Genomic DNA, 20,333 nt, shown 5'->3' on the forward strand with positions numbered 1-20,333 from the left:
GCTATTGCAGGCGCATGCCCTGCGGGCGGATCAGGCCGTCGGGCACGCTGACGAAGCCGTTGAGCCGCGCCGTGTGCGCCACGATGTTCTTGCGATGCCACAGGTAGATGCGGTGGCGGTCCTGCCGGAAGGCGATCTGGTAGGCCTGGGCATAGAGCGCGCGGCGGGCATCCGCACTGGGCTCGATGCGGGCGGCATCCAGCAGGCGGTCCACCTCGGGGTTGCTGTAGCGCCCGTCATTCTGCGCGCCGCGCGAATGGGTGAAGGCCCAGAAATTGCCGTCGATGTCCACGCGGCCGGACCAGGCGACGAGATACAGCTCGAACTCGCCGCGCGTCGCGGCCTGCAGCGAGGTGGCGAATTCCGTCGCGTTCAGGCGCAGCTCGAAGCCGGCTTCGCGCACCATGGCCTGGATCACCTCGCCCACCTGGCGGAGATCGGGGTTGTTCGGCACGGTCATTTCCACGCGCACCGGCGTGGTCACGCCCGCCTCGCGCAGCAGGGCGCGGGCGCGCTCGATGTTGCGCGGCTCGGGGCGGAAGTCGCGGATGTGCATGGGGTTGGCCGGCGGCACGGGCTGGGCCGTGGGCGCGAACATCCCCTCATAGACCACGCGGTTCACCGCATCGCGATCAATGGCGAGTTCGAAGGCCTCGCGCACGCGGGCATTCTGGCCGATCGGCGTCTGCGCGCGCGCGCCATTGCCGGTGTTGATGGTGATGCCCTGGTAGCCCAGCTCATCGCTGATGGAGAGGCGCAGACGGCTGTTGCGGCGCACCGCCGGCACGTCATCGGGGTCGATGGTCTGCACCATCTCGAGCGCGCCGGATTGCAGGTTGGCGAGGCGCACCGTGCTATCCGGGATCGGCAGGTAGGTGATGCGGTTCAGGTGGATGGCGCCGGCATTCCAGTAGTCCGGGAAGCGCTCCACCACGATGCGGTCCTGTGCCACGCGCTCGACGAAGCGGAAGGGACCGGCGCAGACCGGGCGGTTGCCGAAATTGCGGCCGGCGGCCTCAGCGGCGCGCGGGCTGACGATCATGCCGGCACGGTCGGTGAGCTGGCTGAGGAAAGGGGCGGAGGGCGCCGTCAGCTTGATGCGGATCTGCGTCGGGCTCACCACCTCCATCGCCTCGATGGTGTTGATCTCGCTGCGGCGGAAGCTGCCCTGCATCGTCAGGTGGCGGTTCAGGCTGTAGCGCACGGCCTCGGCGTCCATCACCTCGCCATCATGGAAGCGCACGCCCTCGCGCAGCGTGATGAGCAGGGTGCGCGGGTCCTCCCAGGTATAGCCGGTGGCGAGCTGGGGGACGATTTCCAGCTTGTCGTTGATGTCGAAGAGCTTGTCGCAGAGGCTCGCGAAGACGATGCGGCCGACGAAGGTGCGCGCGAGCGTGGGGTCGAGGATGTCGGGATCCTCGCGCAGCCCGATGCGGAGGTTTTGGGCCTGCGCCTCGGCGATGCCGGCGGAGAGGCCGATGGCGGCGCAGGCGGCCAGAAGGATGCGGCGGATCATGCGGGTTGCTCCGTGAAGAAGGCTTGCAGTCGGGCGAGGCGCTGATCGGCCGCGGCCTCGCGGATCGGGGTGGCGGCGGGCAGGCTCTCCTGCAGGTGGCAGGCGGCGCGGTGCGCTTCGCCTTGCAGAAGCGGAACCTGCTCGCGGCACAGGTCCTGGGCGAAGGGGCAGCGCGTGTGGAAGCGGCAGCCCGGGGGCGGCGAGACGGGCGAGGGCACGTCGCCCTCCAGCAGCTTGGCCGTGCTGCCCTGGCCCGGCACGGCGGCGAGCAGCGCGCGGGTGTAGGGGTGGCGCGGCGCGTGGAACAGCGTCTCAGCCGGGCCCTGCTCCACCACCTGGCCCAGATACATCACCGCCACCTCATCCGCGATCTGCCGCACCACGCCGAGATCGTGGCTGATCAGCACGAAGGTGAGGCCGAGGTCGCGGATCAGGTCGCCCAGGAGGTTCACCACTTGCGCCTGGACGGACACATCCAGCGCGGAGACGGGCTCGTCGCCAATGATCAGGCGCGGCTCGCTCGCCAGCGCGCGAGCAATGGCGATGCGTTGCCGCTGCCCGCCGCTGAACTCATGCGGCCAGCGGCGCGCCAGTTCGGGGCGCAGGCCCACGCGCTCCAGCAGCTCCGCGACGCGCGCGCGCTCGCGGCCGCGATGCAGCTTGTGCAGGATCAGGGGCTCGGTGATCGCCGCCTCGACCGTCATGCGCGGATCGAGACTGGCGAAGGGGTCCTGGAAGATGAGCTGCATCTCGCGCCGCTTGGCGCGCAGCGCCGCCGGGGAGAGGGCCAGCACATCCTCGCCATCGAAGCGCAGCTGGCCTGAATCGGGCTCGATCAGCCGCAGCAGCAGGCGGCCAAGGGTGGATTTGCCGCAGCCGCTCTCGCCCACGATGGCGAGCACGCGGCCACGCGGCACGGCAAGCGAGACGCCATCCACCGCGCGCACCGCGCCGCGCATGCGGCCGAGGCTGTCGCGGAAGGGGAAGTGCTTCACCAGCCCCTGCGCTTCCAGAAGCGGGGTCATGCCGCGAGCACCTGATCCAGCGGCGCGCGATGGCACGCCACCAGATGGCCAGGCGTCACCTCGGCCAGCGGCGGCAAGGCCTCGCAGGCGGCGATGGCGAAGGGGCAGCGCGGCGCGAAGCGGCAGCCGGGCGGCGGGCTGCGGAGATCGGGCACCGTGCCCTCGATGGAAGCGAGGCGCGCGCGGCGCGAATCCAGGCGGGGTGCCGCGCCCAGCAGGCCGATGGTGTAGGGATGCTCGGGCCGGGCGAACAGCTCCGCGGCGGGAGCGCGCTCGGCGAGGCGCCCGGCATACATCACCGCCACCTCATCGGCATGGTCGCGCACCACGCCGAGATCATGGGTGATGAGCACCACTGCCGTGCCGGTCTCGCGCTTCAGTTCGTCCAGCAGGGCCAGGATTTGGGCCTGGACCGTGACATCCAGCGCGGTGGTCGGCTCGTCTGCGATCAGCAGCTTGGGTTTGCAGGCCAGCGCGATGGCAATCATCACGCGCTGCCGCATCCCGCCCGAGAGCTGGTGCGGATACTGCTTCGCGCGCCGCGCCGCCTCGGGGATGCGCACGCGCTCCAGCATGGCGATGGCGCGGTCCATGGCATCGCGCGCATTCAGCCCCTCATGCAGGCGCAGCGCCTCGGCCACCTGCTCGCCCGCGGTGAAGGCGGGGTTCAGGCTGGTCATCGGCTCCTGGAAGATCATGGCGAGGTCGCGCCCGCGCGCGGCGCGCTGGCCCGCCGGCGTCAGCGGCTGGCCAGCCAGGCTGAGGCGGCCCGAGACCTCCGCATTCTCCGCCAGCAATCCCAGGATGGCGAGGGCGGTGGCCGACTTGCCGCAGCCGCTCTCCCCAACGATGGCGAGCGTGCGGCCCGGAGCCACCGCGAAGGAGAGGCCATCCACCGCGCGCACCACGCCGCGCTCCGTGTGGAAATCAATGCAGAGTCCGTCCACCTCCAGCGCGTTCATGCCACCCCCGCCGCCTTGAGCGCCGCGTTGATCACGTTCCGGTCGAAAACGCCAGGATGGTCCGCCCCCGGCAGGAAGCGCCGGAAATGCACGAAGCGCTGCTGCGCCACCCCATGCAGGCGGCGGAGTTCGGCCAGCGGGTCGGCATGGTCGTCCACACGCAGGTCGAGATCGGGATAGGGGTCGTTCGAGGTGACGACCAGCGCGGCCGATTGCTTGCCACGCGCATCGCCGCCCGCCGCCTCGCCCGCTTCCATCGCCTGGATCAGGCGCAGCGCCAGCGGCAGATGCGGCGCCGCGAGGAAGGCGGCCAGCGTGTCCTCGACCACGCGCGGGCCCGCCAGCATGTTGCCGGCGACCGAGACATTCTCCGCCCGCACCGCGCCGCACCAGGGCACGCAATCGGCGCCGGTGTGCTGGGCCATGCGGCCATCGGCGGCAAGGATGTGGCATTGACGCGATTCGCGCCCGGCATCGGCGGCGAGCAGGGCGTCCAGCGCCGCTTGCGGCGCCATGCCCGCGCGGAGCGCATCCAGGCCACGCGGCGCGTAGAGCGGGTTGATCAGCGCCTGTGTGGCCAGCGCGCCCAGTCCGCCCTCGGCGCGCGGGCAGAGCGCACCCATCGCGAAGAAGCGCGTGGCGACGATGACGCCCAATTCTCCGCTCTGCGGATCGCGGGCGAGGAGGGACCAGGTCATGGCAGGCGTCATGCGGCGGCACGCCGCGGCATGCAAGGGGCGCCCCCGGGGCCCCGCACGTCAGCCCTGCCCCGCTGCCCGCGAAAGCGGCGATTGCCGGCCCTGGCTGCGCCCCCGGCGCGCAGCCAGGGCGGCCGCCCGGCGCTACTCCGCCGCCGGCTTCAGAACACCGCGCCGCACCTGGTCCAGCTCGATGCTCTCGAAGAGGGCGCGGAAATTGCCCTCGCCGAAGCCCTGGTCGCCCTTGCGCTGGATGAGCTCGAAGAAGATCGGCCCGATCACCGTGTTGGTGAAGATCTGCAGGAGCCGCCCGCCGGAGGGCGAGCCGTCCATCAGGATGCGGTTGCGCTGCATCCGCGCGAAATCCTCATCCGTGCCCGGCAGGCGGCCGGGCAGCAGCTCGTAATAAGTGTCGGGCGTGTCGAGAAAGGCCACGCCCTCGGCGCGCAGGCCCTCGACGCTCGCGTAGATGTCCTTGGTGCCCATGGCGATGTGCTGGATGCCCTCGCCGCCATAGGCGCGCAGATATTCCTCGATCTGCGACTTGTCGTCGCTGCTCTCGTTGATCGGGATGCGGATCTGGCCGCAGGGCGAGGTCATGGCCTTGGACTTCAGGCCGGTCAGCTTGCCCTCGATGTCGAAGTAGCGGATCTCGCGGAAGTTGAAGAGGCGCTCGTAGAAGCCAGCCCAGGCATCCATCCGGCCGCGATGCACGTTGTGGGTCAGGTGGTCGATCACCGTCAGGTCATGGCCGCGGGGGTGCGGGTCCACGCCGTCGATCCAGCGGAAATCCACGTCGTAGATCGAGCCCTTGGCGCCGTAGCGATCCACGAAATAGATCAGCGAGCCGCCGATGCCCTCGATGGCGGGGATGTTCAGCTCCATCGGCCCCACGCGGCCATGGAAGGGGCGGGCACCGAGGCTGATCGCGCGCTCGAAGGCGGCGGCCGCATCGGCCACGCGGAAGGCCATGGCGCAGGCGGAGGGCCCATGCACGCGGCCGAAGGATTGCGCGAAGCTCGCCGGCTCGGCGTTCAGGATGAAGTTCACCTCGCCCTGGCGCCAGAGCGTCACGTCCTTGCTGCGATGTCGCGCTACCATGGCGAAGCCGAGGCGGGCGAAGACGTCGCGCAGATGCGCCGTGTCGGGACCGGTGAACTCGACGAATTCGAAGCCATCCGTGCCCATGGGATTCGCCTCGCAGATGCGGCCGGCGATGTCGGTGCGGTCGGGCGGGATGTCCATGGACGCTCTCCTGGAGGGGTTTTCCGGCTTGTAGCGTCGCTTTGGCGGTGAAACTCACCGAATACGCTGCTAGGTCTGGGCACAGCAGCAATGATCCGCTCACAGAGGGAAGTTTCATGGCTAAATCCACCACGATCCCGTTGGATGCGGCGGATCGGCGCATCCTGCGCGCCCTGCAGCGGGATGGCCGCATGCCCATCACCGCCCTGGCCGAGGCGGTGGGCCTCTCGGCCACGCCCTGCCAGCGCCGCGTGAAGCGCCTGGAGGATGCGGGCGTCATCGCCTCCTACGCTGCGCGCATCAGCGCGGCCCGGGTCGGCCTCCCCTTGCAGGCCTTCGTACAGGTTGCGCTGGAAAGCCATTCGGAGGAGGTGGCGGAGCGCTTCCACACCGCGCTCGCCGCCCGGCCCGAGGTCATCGCCGCCTACACGATGAGCGGCGAGATGGACTACCTGCTGCACGTGCTGGCGCCCGACATGGAGGCCTTCGGTGAGTTCGCCACACGAGCCCTGCTGCGGATGCCCGGCGTAAAGGAGACGCGCAGCAGCTTCGTCCTCGCCACGCTGAAGGAGGCGGGCGAGGTCCCGGTCTGACTGGCGTGGGAGGGCTCTCCCCGCCTATATGGCCCTGCCACGGCAAGGAATGCCTATGACGCCCGACCAGATCACCCTCGTTCAGCGCAGCTTCCGGCAGATCGAGGCGATCCAGGAGAGGGCCGCCGGCCTGTTCTACGATAGGCTGTGGCAGGTGGATCCCTCGACCGCGCCGCTCTTCTCGAAGAGCGACATGGCCTTGCAGGGCCACAAGCTGATGGCGGCCATCGCGTTGGTCGTGAACGGGCTGAACCGGCCCGAAGTGGTGATCCCGGTCGCGCAGGACATGGCGCGCCGGCACGTCGCCTATGGCGTCACCCGCGCGCATTACGCGAGCGTGGGCGCGGCGCTGCTCTGGACGCTGGGCCAGGGCCTGGGCGAGGGCTTCACGCCGGAGGTCGAGGGGGCCTGGACCGCCGCCTACGAGTTGCTCAGCGCCATCATGACCGAGGCTGCCTACCCCGGGTGATGCAGGGCGCGGCCGCCCATCGTGGCGGCGGCGCGCGGGGGGCGGGCCGGCATGGGGGCGCGCCGCACCCATTCCAGGGCCGAGGGGGGCGGCGCGGGGAAGAGGCTGCGCAGCCCGGCCTCCAGTTCCGTCCCGGCCTCGACGCCGAGCACATGGATGGCCTCGTTCGGGTCGCCCAGCACGGCGCGCAGGTCATTCGCGCGGCGCGGGCCGAACTGAACAAGCGGCACACGGGCGGTGACCACGCCGATCAGGTCGGCCAGGCCGCGGATCGTCGTTCCCCGGCCGGTGCAGAGGTTGAGCGCCAGGGCCTGCGGCTGCAGCTGAAGCATCTGCATCCCGGCGAAGAGGTGCCGCACCACATCCGCGACATGGACGAAGTCGCGCACCTGCTGGCCATCGCCATGCAGGGTAACGACCTGGCCCGCCAGGATGCGGTCGGCGAAGATGGCGACGACGTCGCGCCGGTGCCCTTCGGCGCGCGGGCCATAGGCGTGGAAGATCCGCAGACCGAGATTGGGCACGCCATGCTGCGCGAAGGCGAGGGCGGCGTGATGCTCCGAACCGAGCTTGTCGGCGCCCAGATGGCCTTGCGGGCGCGGGCGCGCCGCCTCCTGGACCGCGCGCGGCCCCTGCTCGCCATAGATGGCGGCGGAGGATGCGTAGCAGACCGGCAGGCGCCCGGCTTCGCGGGCGGCTTCCAGCACGGCGATGGTGCCGCCCTGGTTGACCCGGTGCGAGCGCGACCAGTCCTGCTGGCAGCGGGGCTCCTCGGTGATGGCGGCAAGGTGGAAGATGCCGGCGCAATCCGTGACGGCGCGGCGCATCAGCGCGGCATCGGTCACGTCGCCCTCCAGCAATTCCACCGCGGGGTCGGCGGGGCGCGACCCGGCGGAGAGGTCATCCACGATACGGACCTGGTGACCGGCCCGGAGCAGGGCCTGGGTCAGGTGGGTGCCGATGAAGCCGGCGCCGCCGGTCACGAGATAGCGGGACATGAGGTCCTCCTCCGGCGTCAGGCGAAGGGGGCGAGGAGCGCCCGGGCGGCGGCCTGGAGCCCGAGGGGCACGGCCGGCACGGCGGCGAAGAGCGAGATCAGGACGAAGGCTGTCGCCATGGCGTATTCGAGGGGCGTCATTTCCTCGTAACCGGCGCGCGACGGGCGCGGAGCGGCGTGAAGCCGGTACATGTTCGTTCCTCAACGAGCAGGCTCTGGCCCTGCCCTTGACCGGGGGCGCTGCGCGGGGGGTCGCGAACACTCATCCGATGTGACGTTTTTTAGACTGCGTTGCGTCTCCTCGCAAGCATTTTGTGCCAAAAATTAGCGTTTGCGATATTTATATTCACGGCCCGACAGGGGCGACGGCTATGGCGCAAAAAAACCCCGGGCCGCCCCCTTCGGAGGGGAGGCCCGGGGCTGTTCCGCCGTGGCGCGCGCTCAGAGGCGGACGCGCAGCCAGTTGCCGATTTCACCCACCACGCCGCGCCGGAAGGCGAGCACGCAGAGCACGAAGATCACGCCCTGGATCACCGTGACCCAGGCGCCGAACTCGGCCAGGTAGTTCTGCATGGTGATGATCACGGCCGCGCCGACCACCGGCCCGAAGATGGTGCCAAGGCCGCCGACCAGCGACATCAGCACCACCTCGCCCGACATGGTCCAGAAGACGTCGGTCAGGGTCGCGATGCCGAAGACGATGGACTTCAGGCCACCGGCCACGCCGGCCAGCGCGGCGGAGAGAACGAAGGCCATCAGCTTGTAGTCATCCGTCCGGTAGCCGAGCGAGGTGGCGCGCGGCTCGTTCTCGCGGATGGACTTCAGCACCATGCCGAAGGGCGAGTGGACGATGCGATGGATCAGCAGGAAGCCGGCGAGGAAGATGCCCGCCGTCATCCAGTACATGGTGAGGTCGGCCGTCAGGTCCACCACGCCGAGCAGCTTGCCGCGCGGGATGGACTGGATGCCGTCCTCGCCGCCGGTGAAGGGTGCCTGGACGCAGAAGAAATACACCATCTGCGCGAAGGCCAGCGTGATCATCGCGAAGTAGATGCCCTGCCGCCGGATGGCGATCCAGCCGATGACGAGGCCGAGGACGGCACCGGTGGCGCCGCCGATCAGGATCGCGACCTCGGGCGTGAAGCCCCAGACCTTGGCCGCATGGCCCGCGAGATAGCCGCCCATGCCGAAATACGCCGCATGCCCGAAGCTGAGCAGGCCGACATAGCCGATCAGCAGGTTGAAGGCGCAGGCGAAGAGCGCGAAGCACAGGAGCTTCATCAGGAAGACGGGATAGAGGAAGAAGGGGCTGATCGCGATGAATGCCACCATCGCGAGGAAAGCCAGGAACTGCGCCTTCGTGAAGCCGAGGAGGAAGGCTTCCTCCTGCTTGAAGTCGGTGCCGCTGAAACCGCCGGGAGCCGCCATCGCTCAGCTCCTCCCGAACAGGCCGGCGGGACGCGCCAGCAACACGATCGCCATGACGACGAAGATCACGGTGGATGATGCCTCCGGGTAGAAGACCTTGGTGAGACCCTCGATCACCCCCAGCGCGAAGCCGGTGATGACGGAGCCGAGGATGGAGCCCATGCCGCCGATGACGACGACGGCGAAGACGATGATGATCAGGTTGGCGCCCATCTGCGGGTTCACCGAGTAGATCGGCGCCGCCAGCACGCCGGCGAAGGCGGCCAGCGCCACGCCCGCGCCGTAGGTCAGCGTCATCATGCGCGGCACGTTGATGCCGAAGGCCTGGACCAGCGCCGGGTTCTCCGTCGCGGCGCGCAGGTAGGAGCCGATCTTGGTCTTCTCGATGACCAGCCAGGTGGCCAGGCACATGACGAGGGCCACGACGACGACCCAACCGCGATAAATCGGCATGAACATGAAGCCGAGGTCCCAGGCGCCGGTCAGCTCGGGCGGGATGCGGTAGGGCATGCCGGAGGAGCCGAACTCATTGCGGAACAGGCCCTCGATGATCAGGCCGACGCCGAAGGTGAGCAGCAGCCCGTAGAGGTGATCGAGCTTGTACAATCGGGCGATCATTGTTCGTTCGAGGATCACGCCGGTGATGCCGACGATGAGCGGCGCCAGCAGCAGCGCCCCCCAGTAGCCGATGCCCAGGTAGTTCAGCAGCATCCAGGCCACGAAGGCGCCCATCATGAACTGGGCGCCATGGGTGAAGTTGATCACGTTGAGCATGCCGAAGATGACGGCGAGCCCAAGCGAGAGCAGCGCATAGAAGGCCCCGTTGATGAGGCCCAACAACAGCTGCCCGAACAGCAGCGGCGTGGGGATGCCGAAAATCTCTTCCATGCCTAATCCGTTTCCTGGATGCATTTGCGGCCGGCCCCGAGGGTTGCGCTTGGGCCGGCCGCGAGTGGGGAGAAGGCGCCGTCCTCAGGTGCGGAGGAAGGCGCAATTGCCCTCGGCGAGAGGGCGGAAGGCCTCCTCGGCGGGGGTGGTCTGCAGCAGCTTGTAGTAGTCCCAGCGCCCGCGGCTTTCGCGCGGGGACTTCACCTCGAAGAGGTAGGAGGGGCAGAGCTTGCGGCCATCGGCGCGGATCGTGCCGCGGCCGAAGGCATCATCGTCGCACGGCATCGCCTTCATGCGATTGATCACCTCGACGCCCGAGGCCTTGGCCGCAGGCACGCCCATGTCGGCGATCGCCTTCAGATAGTGCAGCGTGCAGGAGTAGTTGGCGGCCGAGGCCATGTTCGGCACCACGTCACGCAGGCGCGGGCGCATGCGCTCGGTGAAGGCACGGGTGCGGTCGTTCAGGTCCCAGTAGAAGCTCTCGGTCAGCACCAGGCCCTGCGCCGTGTCGAGGCCGATCGAATGCACGTCGGGCAGGAACATCAGAAGGGCCGCGAGCTTGGTGCCGCGCCGCGTCACGCCGAACTCGGCGGCCTGCTTGATGCTGTTGATGGTGTCCGCACCCGCATTGGCGAAGCCGATCACCTTGGCGCGGGAGGCCTGCGCCTGCACCAGGAACGACGAGAAGTCGGTCGTCGCCGGGAAGGGGTAGCGCACGGCGCCCAGCACGCGGCCGCCGGCCGAGCGCACGAAATTGCCCGTGTCCCGCTCCAGCGCATGGCCGAAGGCGTAGTCCGCGGTGATGAAGTACCAGCTGTCGCCGCCCGCGCGCACCATGGCGGCGCCGGTGGACTTCGCCAGCATGTAGGTGTCGTACATCCAATGGATGGTGTTCGGGCTGCACTGCGCGCCCGTCAGGTCCGAGGTGGCGGAGCCCGTGTTGAGATAGGCCTTGTTCTTCTCGCGCGCGACATTGGCGACGGCGAGGCCGACCGAGGAGGTGGGCACGTCCACGATCACATCCACGCCCTGGTCATACCACTGGCGGGCGATGTTGATGCCGACATCGGGGCGGTTCTGGTGGTCGGCGTTGATCACCTCCACGTTGAAGCCGCGATTGCCGAATTCCGCCACCGCCTGCATGGCGCATTGCACACCATAGGGGCCCGAAATGTCCCGGTAGGGGCCCGACTGGTCGTTCAGGACGCCGATGCGGATGGTGTTCGCCGCCTGCGCACGGGCGCGCGAGCGCGGCAGTGCACCAAGGGCCGCCGTGGCGGCGACCCCTCCCATCAGGCTACGACGGTTGAATTCGGTCATGGAACTTGACTCCCTCGGTGGTGGAGGTGGCGGGTCTCGCGCCCGCTCACCCCCGTTTGCGGGTCAGGTGCGCAGGAAGGCGCACCCGCCCTCGGCGATCGGGCGGAATGCCTCCTCGGCCGGAGTGGTCTGCAGCAGCTTGTAGTAGTCCCACGGGCCGCGGCTCTCGCGCGGGGACTTCACCTCGAAGAGGTAGCTCGGCTGGATGCGGCGGCCATCGGGGCGGATGCTGCCCTGGCCCATCGCATCATCATCCGTCGGCTGCGCCTTCATGCGGTTCACCGTGTCCACGCCGCTGGCGCGCGCGGCGGGCACGCCCATCTCGGCCACCGTCTTCAGGTAGTGCATGACGGCCGAGTAGCAGCCGGCCTGGCCCATGCCGGGGCGCAGCGAGCCGCCCGGCATGTTGGGCAGCACGCGGCGCGTGAAGGCGCGGGTGCGGTCGTTCAGGTCCCAGTAGAAGGTCTCGGTGCAGACCAGGCCCTGCGCGGTCTCGAGGCCCAGCGAATGCACGTCCGAGATGAACATCAGCAGCGCCGCGAGCTTGGTGCCGCGGCGCGTGAGGCCGAACTCGGCCGCCTGCTTGATGGAGTTGATGGTGTCGCCGCCCGCATTGGCGAGGCCGACGACCTTGGCGCGCGAGGCCTGAGCCTGCACCAGGAAGCCCGAGAAATCGGTGCCCGGGAACGGCGTGCGCACGCCGCCGACCACGCGGCCGCCGGCCTGGCGGACGAAGTTCGAGGTGTCGCGCTCCAGCGCATGGCCGAAGGCGTAGTCGGCAGTCAGGAAGAACCAGGTGTCGCCGCCTGCGCGGACCATGGCGCCGCCCGTGCTCTTGGCGAGCATGTAGGTGTCGTAGGTCCAGTGGATGGTGTTGGGCGAGCACTGCGCCCCCGTCAGGTCGCTCGTCGCGGCCGAGGAGTTCAGGAAGATCTTGTTCCGCTCGCGCACGATGGTGTTCACCGCGAGGGCGACCGAGGAGGTCGGCACGTCGAGGATCACGTCCACATTGTCGCGGTCGATCCACTGGCGGGTCAGCGTGGCGCCGACGTCGGGGCGGTTCTGGTGGTCACCCACCACCACCTCGACATTGATGCCGCGCGCCGTCACTCCGGAATCCTGGATCGCCTGGCGCACGCAGGCGACCGAGCCCGGGCCGTTCACGTCACGATAGAGGCCCGACTGGTCGTTGAGCACACCGATGCGGACGGTGTTCGCGGCCTGGGCGCGCGCCTGCCAGGTCGGCAGGGCGCCGAAGGCGGCGGTGGCGGCGGCGCCCGTCAAAAGGGTGCGGCGGTTGAAGTCAGTCATGGAACGAGGCTCCCGTAAGGGGGGTGGCGGGTCTCGCGCCCGCTCACCCCGGCAAATGATGGATCAGGTACGAACCAGCGCGCAGTTGCCTTGCGCCATGGGGCGGAAGGCTTCCTCGGCCGGCGTGGTCTGCAGCAGTGTGTAGAAATCCCAGGCGCCGCGGCTTTCCTGCGGGGTCTTCACCTGGAACAGGTAGGCGGGGTGCAGCTTGCGGCCATCCGGGCGGATGGTGCCGGCACCGAAGGCGTCGTCATCCGTCGGCATGGCCTTCATGCGGTTGATCACGTCCACGCCGCTGGCCTTGGCATTGGCCACGCCCATGTCGGCCACGGCCTTCAGGTAGTGCAGCGTCGCGCTGTAGCAGCCGGCATGGCCCATGGAGGGGCGGTTGCCGCCGGGCGTGCCGTTGGCCACGATGCGCTGGCTGACGGCGCGGGTGCGGTCGTTCAGATCCCAGTAGAAGGTCTCGGTGCAGACCGAGCCGCCGGCGATCTGCAGGCCCATGCTGTTCACGTCGTTCACGAAGACCAGCAGGCCCGCGACGCGCTGGCCGCGCCGCATCAGGCCGAACTCGCCCGCCTGCTTGATGGCGTTGATCGCGTCCACGCCGGCATTGGAGATGCCGACGATCTGCGCGCGGCTCGCCTGCGCCTGGAGCAGGAAGGAGGAGTAGTCCGTCGTGCCCGGGAAGGGGTGGCGGACGCTGCCCACCACGCGCCCGCCGGCGGAGCGGACGAACTCCATGGTCTGGTTTTCCAGGCTGTGGCCGAAGGCGTAGTCCGCCGTGATGAAGAACCAGCTCTGGCCGCCGGCCCGCACCAGCGCGCCGCCGGTGCTGCGCGCCAGCATCCAGGTGTCGTAGGTCCAGTGGATGGTGTTCGGGCTGCACTGCCCGCCCGTCAGCTCCACCGTCGCGGCGGTGCTGTTCAGATAGACCTTGTTGCGCTCGCGCATGACGGAGTTCACCGCCAGCGCGACGCCCGAGCTCGGCACGTCCACCACCACGTCCACGCCGTCGCGGTCGATCCACTGGCGCACCAGCGAGACACCGACATCGGGGCGGTTCTGGTGGTCGGCCACCAGCACTTCCACGTTGAAGCCGCGATTGCCGAAATCCTGCACCGCCGTGCGCGTCGCCACCACGCTGGTCGGGCCCGAAATGTCACGGAAGGGGCCGGACATGTCGGTCAGCACGCCGATGCGGATGGTATTGGCCGCCTGGGCGCGCGCGCCCGTCATGGGGGTCGCTGCGGCAAGGCCGAGAGACCCGGTGGCGGTCAGGAAGTTGCGGCGGCTGCTTTCGATCATGTGGCTTTCCCGTAGGTGTGGATCAGGTTCGGACGAGGCTGCATCCACCCTCGGCGAGGGGGCGGAAGGCCTCCTCGGGCGTCGTGGTCTGGAGCAGCTTGTAGTAGTCGTGCTGGTAGCGGCTCTCGGCCGGCGACTTCACCTCGTAGAGGTAGGCCGGATGGAGCTTGCGGCCATCGATGCGGATGCTGCCGGCGCCAAAGGCGTCGTCCTGCGTCGGCATCGCCTTCATGCGCTCGACGGTGGCACGGCCGCTGGCCTTGGCATTGGCGACGCCCATGTCGGCCACCGCCTTCAGGTAGTGCAGCGTGCCGGCATAGTCGCCCGCATGGCTCATCGCGACCGGCGTGTCGCCGCCGGCCAGGGCGCGGATGCGGCGGGTCAGCGCGCGCGTCTGGTCGTTCGCGTCCCAATAGAAGGTGTTGGCGCAGATCAGCCCCTGCGCGACCTGCAGGCCGAGCGCATGGACATCGGTGATGAAGAGCAGCAGCGAGGCGATCTTGATGCCGCGCCGGGTGATGCCGAACTCGGCCGCCTGCTTGATGGAGTTGATCGTGTCCACGCCGGCATTGGCGAGGCCGATGACCTTGGCGCGGGACGACTGGGCCTGCAGCAGGAAGGAGCTGAAGTCGGTCGTGCCCGGGAAGGGCGTGCGAACGCTGCCGACCACGCGGCCGCCCGCGGCGCGCACGAAGTTCGAGGTGTCACGCTCGAGCGCATGGCCGAAGGCGTAGTCCGCCGTCATGAAGAACCAGGTGTCGCCACCCGCCCGCACGGTGGCGAGGCCGCTGGTCTTGGCCAGCATATAGGTGTCGTAGACCCAATGGATGGTGTTCGCGTTGCAGGCGCGGCCCGTCAGATCCGAGGTCGCGGTCGAGGTCGCGATCGCCACCTTGTTGCGCTCGCGCGCCACGTCGGAGACGGCGAGCGCCACGGAGGAGGCGGCGAGGCTCGTCACCACGTCCACATTCTCGCGATCGAACCACTGGCGGGCGATGTTCACGCCGACATCGGGGCGGTTCTGGTGGTCGGCCACCACCACCTCGACATTGAAGCCGCGGCCCGCGAATTCCTGCGCGGCGAGGCGCGTGGCGGCGACGGTGTTCGGCCCGTTCAGGTCACGGAAGGTGCCCGAGAGGTCGGTCAGCACGCCGATGCGGATGGTGTTGGCCGCCTGGGCGCGCGCGGAAAGCGGTGCCGCCGCCAAGGGGGCAGCGGCGATGCCGCCCAGGAGGGTGCGGCGTGTGGCTTCGGTCATCGTCTCAGCTCCCTGTGGTCATTTTTTTCATCGGACGTTTTTTTCATGATCCCGGGTCAGACGCCCAGGTATTCGTGCAGACGGTCGAGCGAGGACATGAGCTCGGAATTCGGCACCATGTCCACGACATGCCCGTGCTCCATGACGTAGTGGCGGTCGGCCACCGTCTGGGCGAAGCGGAAGTTCTGCTCCACCAGAAGCACGGTGAAGCCGCGCGTCTTCAGCTCGCGGATCGTGCGGCCGATCTGCTGCACGATCACCGGCGCGAGGCCCTCGCTCGGCTCATCGAGCAGCAGGAGCTTGGCGCCGGTGCGCAGGATGCGGCCGATGGCGAGCATCTGCTGCTCGCCGCCGGAGAGCTTGGTGCCCGGGCTGCGCGCGCGCTCCTTCAGGTTCGGGAAGAGCGTGTGGATCTCGGCCACCGAGAGGCCGCCCGGCCGGATGACCGGCGGCAGCATCAGGTTTTCGGTCACGTCGAGCGAGGCGAAGATGCCGCGCTCTTCCGGGCAATAGGCGATGCCGGCACGGGCGATCAGGTCCGAGCGGAGGTTGATCGTCTCCTGCCCCTCATAGCGGATGGAGCCCGAGCGGCGCCCGACCAGGCCCATGATGGCGCGCAGCGTGGACGTCTTGCCCGCGCCATTGCGGCCGAGCAGGGTGATGACCTCGCCCTCGTGGATCTCGAGGCCCACGCCATGCAGGACATGGCTCTCGCCGTACCAGGCCTCCAGGCCCTCGACCTTCAGCAGGGGCTCAGCCATGGGCGGCGCTCTCCGGCACGCCGACCGAGGCCGGATCGGTGCCCAGATAGGCGGCCTGCACATCGGGATTGCGACTGACGGCCATGTAGTCCCCTTCGGCCAGGACCTCGCCGCGGGCGAGGACGGTGATGTTGTCGCAAAGCCCTTCGACAACCTTGAGATTATGCTCCACCAGCAGCACGGTGCGGCCCTTCGAGACGCGCTTGATGAGCGTCACGATGCGGTCCACATCCTCATGCGTCATGCCGGCCGTGGGCTCGTCCAGCAGCATCATGGTGGGTTCGAGGGCAAGCGTCGTCGCGATCTCCAGCGCGCGCTTGCGGCCATAGGGCAGCGAGCCTGCCTGCAGCTCGGCATATTCGGTCAGGCCCACATCGGCGAGCAATTCGCGGGCGCGGCCGTCGAACTGCTTGAGCACCGAATCGGAACGCCAGAAGTCGAAGCTGCTGCCGCGTGCCCGTTGCAGCGCGACGCGCACATTCTCCAGCACCGTCAGGTGCGGGAAGACGGCCGAGATCTGGAAGGAACGGACCAGGCCGAGGCGCGCGACCTCGGCCGGCTTCATGTTGGTGATGTCCCGCCCGTCATAGGTGATCTTGCCGCGCGTCGGGATCAGGAACTTGGTCAGCAGGTTGAAGCAGGTGGTCTTGCCGGCGCCATTGGGGCCGATGAGACCATGAATCGTGCCGCGACGAATGGTAAGGTTGACGCCCTGCACCGCGAGAAAGCCGCGGAACTCCTTTGTCAGCCCTTGCGTTTCAAGGATCGTATCGCTCACCCGGACCTGTCCCCTGCATATCTGGGTTGCCACATTTGCGGGCCACCTTGCTGCCTGTATGGCGAGGCAGGAAGCGGCTTGCAAGCGGCATTCATGTCCCGGTTTCTTGTGCCCGCAAATTGAGCAGAACCCGCTCCGGCGTCGCGGGCAGGTCAAGGCGGGTCACCCCGGCCGCGGCCCGGAGGGCGTTCACCACGGCGGTGGCGAGCAGGAGCGGCGGCTCCCCCACGGCCTTGCTGCGGAAGATGGTGGCGGCGCGGTTCGGCGCGCCCGCCAGCAGCCGCGTCCGCAGCAGGGGCGGCACATCGCGCGAGCCCGGGATCTTGTAGGTGGAGGGGCCGAGGTTGCGCTGCCGGCCCTCGGAATCCCAGAACAGCTCCTCGCTGGTCAGCCAGCCCAGGCCCTGGACGAAGGCGCCCTCGATCTGGCCGAGATCAATCGCCGGGTTCAGGCTGCGGCCGCAATCCTGCACGAGATGGGCCGAGAGGCAGCGATGCTCGCCGGTCAGCGTGTCGAGGATCACCTCGGCCACGGCGGCGCCGTAGCTGAAATAGAAGAAGGGTTCGCCGCGCATGGCGCGCGCGTCCCAATGGATGTCGGGCGTCCTGTAGAAGCCGGTGGCCGAGAGGCTGACCCGCGCCTTCCAGCAGAGCTTGGCCAGATCGCCGAAGCTCAGGCGTTCATTGCTGCCGGGCCTGGCGGGGAAGACGGCCCCGTTCTCGAAGACCACCTCCTCCGGCGCGCAGCCGAAGCGGTCGGCGGCCACGCCGGCCATGCGGTCGCGCAGCGTGGTGGCCGCCGCATGCGCGGCCCAGCCATTGAGGTCGCTGCCCGTGCTGGCCGCGGTGGCGCTGGTGTTGGGGATCTCGGCGGTCGTCGTGGCGCTGATGCCGACCTGCTCCACAGGGACGGAAAACACCTCGGCCACCACCTGCGCGACCTTGATGAAGAGCCCCTGCCCCATCTCCGTCCCGCCATGGGCGAGGCGGATGGAGCCATCGGTGTAGATGTGCACCAAGGCCCCCGCCTGGTTCAGATGCGGGATGCCGAAGCTGATGCCGAAGGCGCAGACGAAGCTGCCCAGGCCCCGCCGCAGCGTGGGATGCGTGGCGTTGAAGGCGGCGATCTCGGCCTGCCTCTCCGCCCAGCCGGCATCGCGCTTGGCTTCCGCATGCACGCGGCGGATGAGGCCAGCTTCCAGCGCCTGGCCATAGGGGGTGCGGTCGGCGAAGTTGATCGCGCGGACCTCCTCCACGTCGAGCCCCAGATGGGCGGCGATGGCGGCCAGTACCTCCTCCATCAGCAACGCGCCCTGCGGGCCGCCGAAGCCGCGGAAGGCGGTGTTGCTGACATGGTTGGTCTTCACCGCGCAGGCCGTCAGCGTCACATCCGGCACGGCGTAGCAGTTCAGCGCATGGGTGACGGCGCGGAACACCACGCCGCCGGACATGTCCACACTGTGTCCGCCATCGCCGGCCAGCAGCGCGTCCAGCGCCAGCAGCTTGCCCGAGGCGTCAAAACCCACATCCCAACGATAGAGGAAGGGGTGGCGCTTGCCCGTCGCGGCCATGTCCGCGCGGCGGGGCAGGCGCAGCTTCACCGGGCGCCCGGTCAGCGCGGCGGCGGCAGCGGCGGCGGCGGCCACCCAGCTCGCATTGCTCTCCTTGCCACCGAAGGCACCACCCATGCGGCGGCACTGCACCGTGACGCGGTGATAGGGCACGCCCAGCACGCGCGCGATGACGTGCTGCCCCTCCGTTGGGTGTTGGGTGGAGGAATGGACCAGCATCTCGCCATCCTCGCCGGGAATGGCGAGGGCGATCTGGCCTTCGAGGTAGAAATGCTCCTGCCCGCCGGCATGGAACTCACCCTGCAGACGATGCGGGGCAGCGGCCAGCGCCGTGGCGGCATCGCCCTCGCGGATCACCTGCGGCGGGATGATCCACGCCTGCCGCGCGAGCCCTTCCTCGATGCTGAGAACCGGCGGCAGCGTCTCGATGCGTGGCGTGATGGCGGCGGCGGCGCGCAGCGCGGCGTCCCGCGTCTCGGCCACCACCAGGGCGAGCGACTGGCCGTGATGCTCGACGACGCCATCGGCCAGCATCGCCTCGCCGCTGCCGATGGGCGCGATGTCGTTCTCGCCCGGCAGGTCGGCCGCGGTGATGATCCGCACCACGCCGGGCATGGCGGCGGCGGCGGTCGTGTCGAGCCCGAGCAGCCGCCCATGCGCGACAGGCGAAAGGGCAAGGGCCGCGTGCAGCGTGCCGGACGGCTCGGGCATGTCGTCCAGGAAGCGGGCCTGGCCGGTCGCGTGCTTCAGGGCGCTGTCATGGCGCAGCGCCTGGCCGGCGAAGCGCAGCGGGGGCGTCGCGTCATCCATCAGGCGTGCACCTCGGCCGCCACCTCGGGATGGGTGTGCCGCAGGGCCACGCGGCGCAACAAGCCGCGCGCGGCCTCCAGGCGATAATCCGCGCTGGCCCGGGCATCGCTGAGCGGCGTGAAATGCAGCGCGGCGCCGGCGGCCCGCATCGCCGCATCATCCAGCACGCGGCCGACCAGAACGGCCTCGGCCATCGGCGCGCGCTCGGCCTTGGCCGCCATGCCGCCGAAGGCGAGGCGCGCCCGGCGCACCACGCCCTCCTCCAGCGTGAGGCAGGCGACGAGCGAGACGGCGCTGATGTCCTGGTCATGCCGGCGCGAGAGCTTCTCCGCCGCCAGCAGCCCGCCCATGGGCGGGCGCGGCAGATGGATGGCGAGGATCAGCTCCTCCGGCGCCAGGGCGTTGCGGCGATAGCCGGTGAGGAAATCCTCCACGCGCATCCGCCGCGTGCTGTGTGGCGCGGCCAGCTCCACCTCCGCCTCCAGCGCCAGCAGGATGGGCAGGGCATCGCCGATGGGCGAGGCGGTGCCGAGATTGCCCGCCACCGTGCCCAGCCCCCGGATCTGCCGCGAGCCGAGCCGCGCGAGATAGGGGGCGAGCGAAGCGAAATCCTCATCGGCGCGGCAGGTGGCCAGCAGCTCGGCATAGGCGGCGGCGGCGCCGATCCGCAGTCCTTCGGCCGTGCGGGTGATGCCCTGCATCTCCGCCACGTTCAGCAGGCAGATCACCTCCGCCGGATGCTCGCGATGCTCCGAGAAGCGCAGGCCGAGATCGGTGCCGCCCATGAGCAGCCAGGCGCCGGGATGGGCGGCGCGCAGGGCCAGCGCCTCGCCCAGTGTGGCGGGCAGGTGGAAGCCGCCGAAGCGCGCGCTGGTGGCGGGGCCCAGCGCGGGCGGCGTGGCCTCCTCGGCGGCGAGGCCGGCCATGGCGTCGAGGATGGGACGATACCCGGTGCAGCGGCAGAGATTGCCGGCCAGCGCCTCATGCGCATCGCCGCCCTCCACCGCATGTGCCCAGGCGGACATGACGATGCCGGGCGTGCAGAAGCCGCATTGCGTGGCATCCGCCTCGGCCAGCGCGCGCGGGATGGGGTGCTCCGTGCCCAGGCCTTCCACGGTGCGGACGGCGCGGCCATGCAGCTGGCCCAGCGCGCAGAGGCAGGCATTGATGGGGGTGCGACTGCCATCGGCGCCCTCCAGCACCACGGTGCAGGCGCCACAATCGCCCTCGGCGCAGCCTTCCTTGGTGCCGGTCAGGTGCTCGGCGCGCAGCCAGTCGAGCAGGGTGGTGGTGGGGCGGGTCTCGCGCGGCAATTCGCGCGAAACCCCGTTCAGGATGAGGCGGATGGCGTCATTCATGCGGTGCAGCATAAATGACGCTTACGAAAAGTTCACCC

19 protein-coding genes are annotated in these 20,333 nt (G+C 69.4%); 2 read left to right on the forward strand and 17 right to left on the reverse strand.

The annotated features are described in order from the left end of the window. Position 1: 1 nt before the first annotated feature. The 5 genes from R9Z33_RS00470 to hppD form a co-directional block, all read right to left on the reverse strand. Positions 2–1,516: an ABC transporter substrate-binding protein gene (locus R9Z33_RS00470; RefSeq protein ID WP_318649329.1), complete on the reverse strand. Its 1,515-nt coding sequence runs from the start codon at positions 1,514–1,516 to the stop codon at positions 2–4. Then, positions 1,513–2,541: an ABC transporter ATP-binding protein gene (locus R9Z33_RS00475; protein WP_318649331.1), complete on the reverse strand. Its 1,029-nt coding sequence runs from the start codon at positions 2,539–2,541 to the stop codon at positions 1,513–1,515. The genes R9Z33_RS00470 and R9Z33_RS00475 overlap by 4 nt, the downstream gene beginning before the upstream one ends. Continuing rightward, complete coding sequence (locus tag R9Z33_RS00480; RefSeq protein ID WP_318649332.1) at positions 2,538–3,503, reverse strand: ABC transporter ATP-binding protein; 966 nt, start codon at positions 3,501–3,503, stop codon at positions 2,538–2,540. The genes R9Z33_RS00475 and R9Z33_RS00480 overlap by 4 nt, the downstream gene beginning before the upstream one ends. Beyond that, positions 3,500–4,201, reverse strand: a complete 702-nt coding sequence (locus R9Z33_RS00485; protein ID WP_318649333.1) for a DUF1028 domain-containing protein — start codon at positions 4,199–4,201, stop codon at positions 3,500–3,502. The genes R9Z33_RS00480 and R9Z33_RS00485 overlap by 4 nt, the downstream gene beginning before the upstream one ends. Before the next feature lie 144 nt (positions 4,202–4,345). Further along, positions 4,346–5,446 carry a 4-hydroxyphenylpyruvate dioxygenase gene (hppD, locus tag R9Z33_RS00490; RefSeq protein WP_318649334.1) on the reverse strand — a complete coding sequence of 367 codons (1,101 nt, stop codon included), beginning with the start codon at positions 5,444–5,446 and terminating at the stop codon, positions 4,346–4,348. 116 nt (positions 5,447–5,562) lie between these two features. Between hppD and R9Z33_RS00495 the strand changes: the two genes are divergently transcribed. Continuing rightward, on the forward strand, positions 5,563–6,039 hold the full coding sequence (locus R9Z33_RS00495) for an Lrp/AsnC family transcriptional regulator (protein ID WP_318649335.1): 477 nt from the start codon (positions 5,563–5,565) through the stop codon (positions 6,037–6,039). A 55-nt stretch (positions 6,040–6,094) separates the two neighbouring features. Next, positions 6,095–6,508, forward strand: a complete 414-nt coding sequence (locus tag R9Z33_RS00500) for a globin family protein (protein WP_318649336.1) — start codon at positions 6,095–6,097, stop codon at positions 6,506–6,508. Here R9Z33_RS00500 and R9Z33_RS00505 read toward each other — a convergent pair. The 12 genes from R9Z33_RS00505 to R9Z33_RS00560 all read right to left on the reverse strand — a co-directional run bounded on the left by R9Z33_RS00505 (position 6,496) and on the right by R9Z33_RS00560 (position 20,295). Next, positions 6,496–7,506 (reverse strand): NAD-dependent epimerase/dehydratase family protein, encoded by a 1,011-nt coding sequence (locus R9Z33_RS00505; RefSeq protein WP_318649337.1) that lies wholly within the window; start codon positions 7,504–7,506, stop codon positions 6,496–6,498. The two genes, R9Z33_RS00500 and R9Z33_RS00505, sit on opposite strands and share 13 nt — an antisense overlap. Positions 7,507–7,523: 17 nt before the next feature. Further along, entirely contained in the window at positions 7,524–7,697 is a 174-nt protein-coding gene (locus tag R9Z33_RS00510) for a hypothetical protein (protein WP_318649338.1), read from the reverse strand. Positions 7,698–7,946: 249 nt separating this feature from the next. Beyond that, positions 7,947–8,933: a branched-chain amino acid ABC transporter permease gene (locus R9Z33_RS00515; RefSeq protein ID WP_318649339.1), complete on the reverse strand. Its 987-nt coding sequence runs from the start codon at positions 8,931–8,933 to the stop codon at positions 7,947–7,949. Between the two features lie 3 nt (positions 8,934–8,936). After that, a complete protein-coding gene (locus R9Z33_RS00520; RefSeq protein WP_318649340.1) occupies positions 8,937–9,821 on the reverse strand; it encodes a branched-chain amino acid ABC transporter permease in 885 nt (294 codons plus the stop codon). 84 nt (positions 9,822–9,905) lie between these two features. Beyond that, positions 9,906–11,141, reverse strand: a complete 1,236-nt coding sequence (locus R9Z33_RS00525; protein WP_318649341.1) for an ABC transporter substrate-binding protein — start codon at positions 11,139–11,141, stop codon at positions 9,906–9,908. Between the two features lie 63 nt (positions 11,142–11,204). Next, a complete protein-coding gene (locus R9Z33_RS00530; protein ID WP_318649342.1) occupies positions 11,205–12,452 on the reverse strand; it encodes an ABC transporter substrate-binding protein in 1,248 nt (415 codons plus the stop codon). Between the two features lie 63 nt (positions 12,453–12,515). Continuing rightward, entirely contained in the window at positions 12,516–13,760 is a 1,245-nt protein-coding gene (locus tag R9Z33_RS00535; protein WP_318649343.1) for an ABC transporter substrate-binding protein, read from the reverse strand. Between the two features lie 22 nt (positions 13,761–13,782). Continuing rightward, the gene (locus R9Z33_RS00540; protein ID WP_318649344.1) at positions 13,783–15,018 is read right to left on the reverse strand and encodes an ABC transporter substrate-binding protein; all 1,236 of its coding nucleotides are present in this window, start codon (positions 15,016–15,018) and stop codon (positions 13,783–13,785) included. 56 nt (positions 15,019–15,074) lie between these two features. Next, complete coding sequence (locus R9Z33_RS00545; RefSeq protein WP_318649345.1) at positions 15,075–15,779, reverse strand: ABC transporter ATP-binding protein; 705 nt, start codon at positions 15,777–15,779, stop codon at positions 15,075–15,077. Further along, a complete protein-coding gene (locus tag R9Z33_RS00550; RefSeq protein WP_318649346.1) occupies positions 15,772–16,557 on the reverse strand; it encodes an ABC transporter ATP-binding protein in 786 nt (261 codons plus the stop codon). Before R9Z33_RS00550 ends, R9Z33_RS00545 begins: the two co-directional genes overlap by 8 nt. A 91-nt stretch (positions 16,558–16,648) precedes the next feature. Then, positions 16,649–18,937: a xanthine dehydrogenase molybdopterin binding subunit gene (gene xdhB / locus R9Z33_RS00555; protein ID WP_318649347.1), complete on the reverse strand. Its 2,289-nt coding sequence runs from the start codon at positions 18,935–18,937 to the stop codon at positions 16,649–16,651. Next, positions 18,937–20,295, reverse strand: coding sequence for an FAD binding domain-containing protein (locus R9Z33_RS00560; RefSeq protein WP_318649348.1), 1,359 nt, complete (start codon positions 20,293–20,295; stop codon positions 18,937–18,939). The genes xdhB and R9Z33_RS00560 overlap by 1 nt, the downstream gene beginning before the upstream one ends. Positions 20,296–20,333 lie beyond the last annotated feature (38 nt).

This window comes from Sediminicoccus rosea, from assembly GCF_033547095.1.
Classification (GTDB): Bacteria; Pseudomonadota; Alphaproteobacteria; order Acetobacterales; family Acetobacteraceae; genus Roseococcus; species Roseococcus rosea.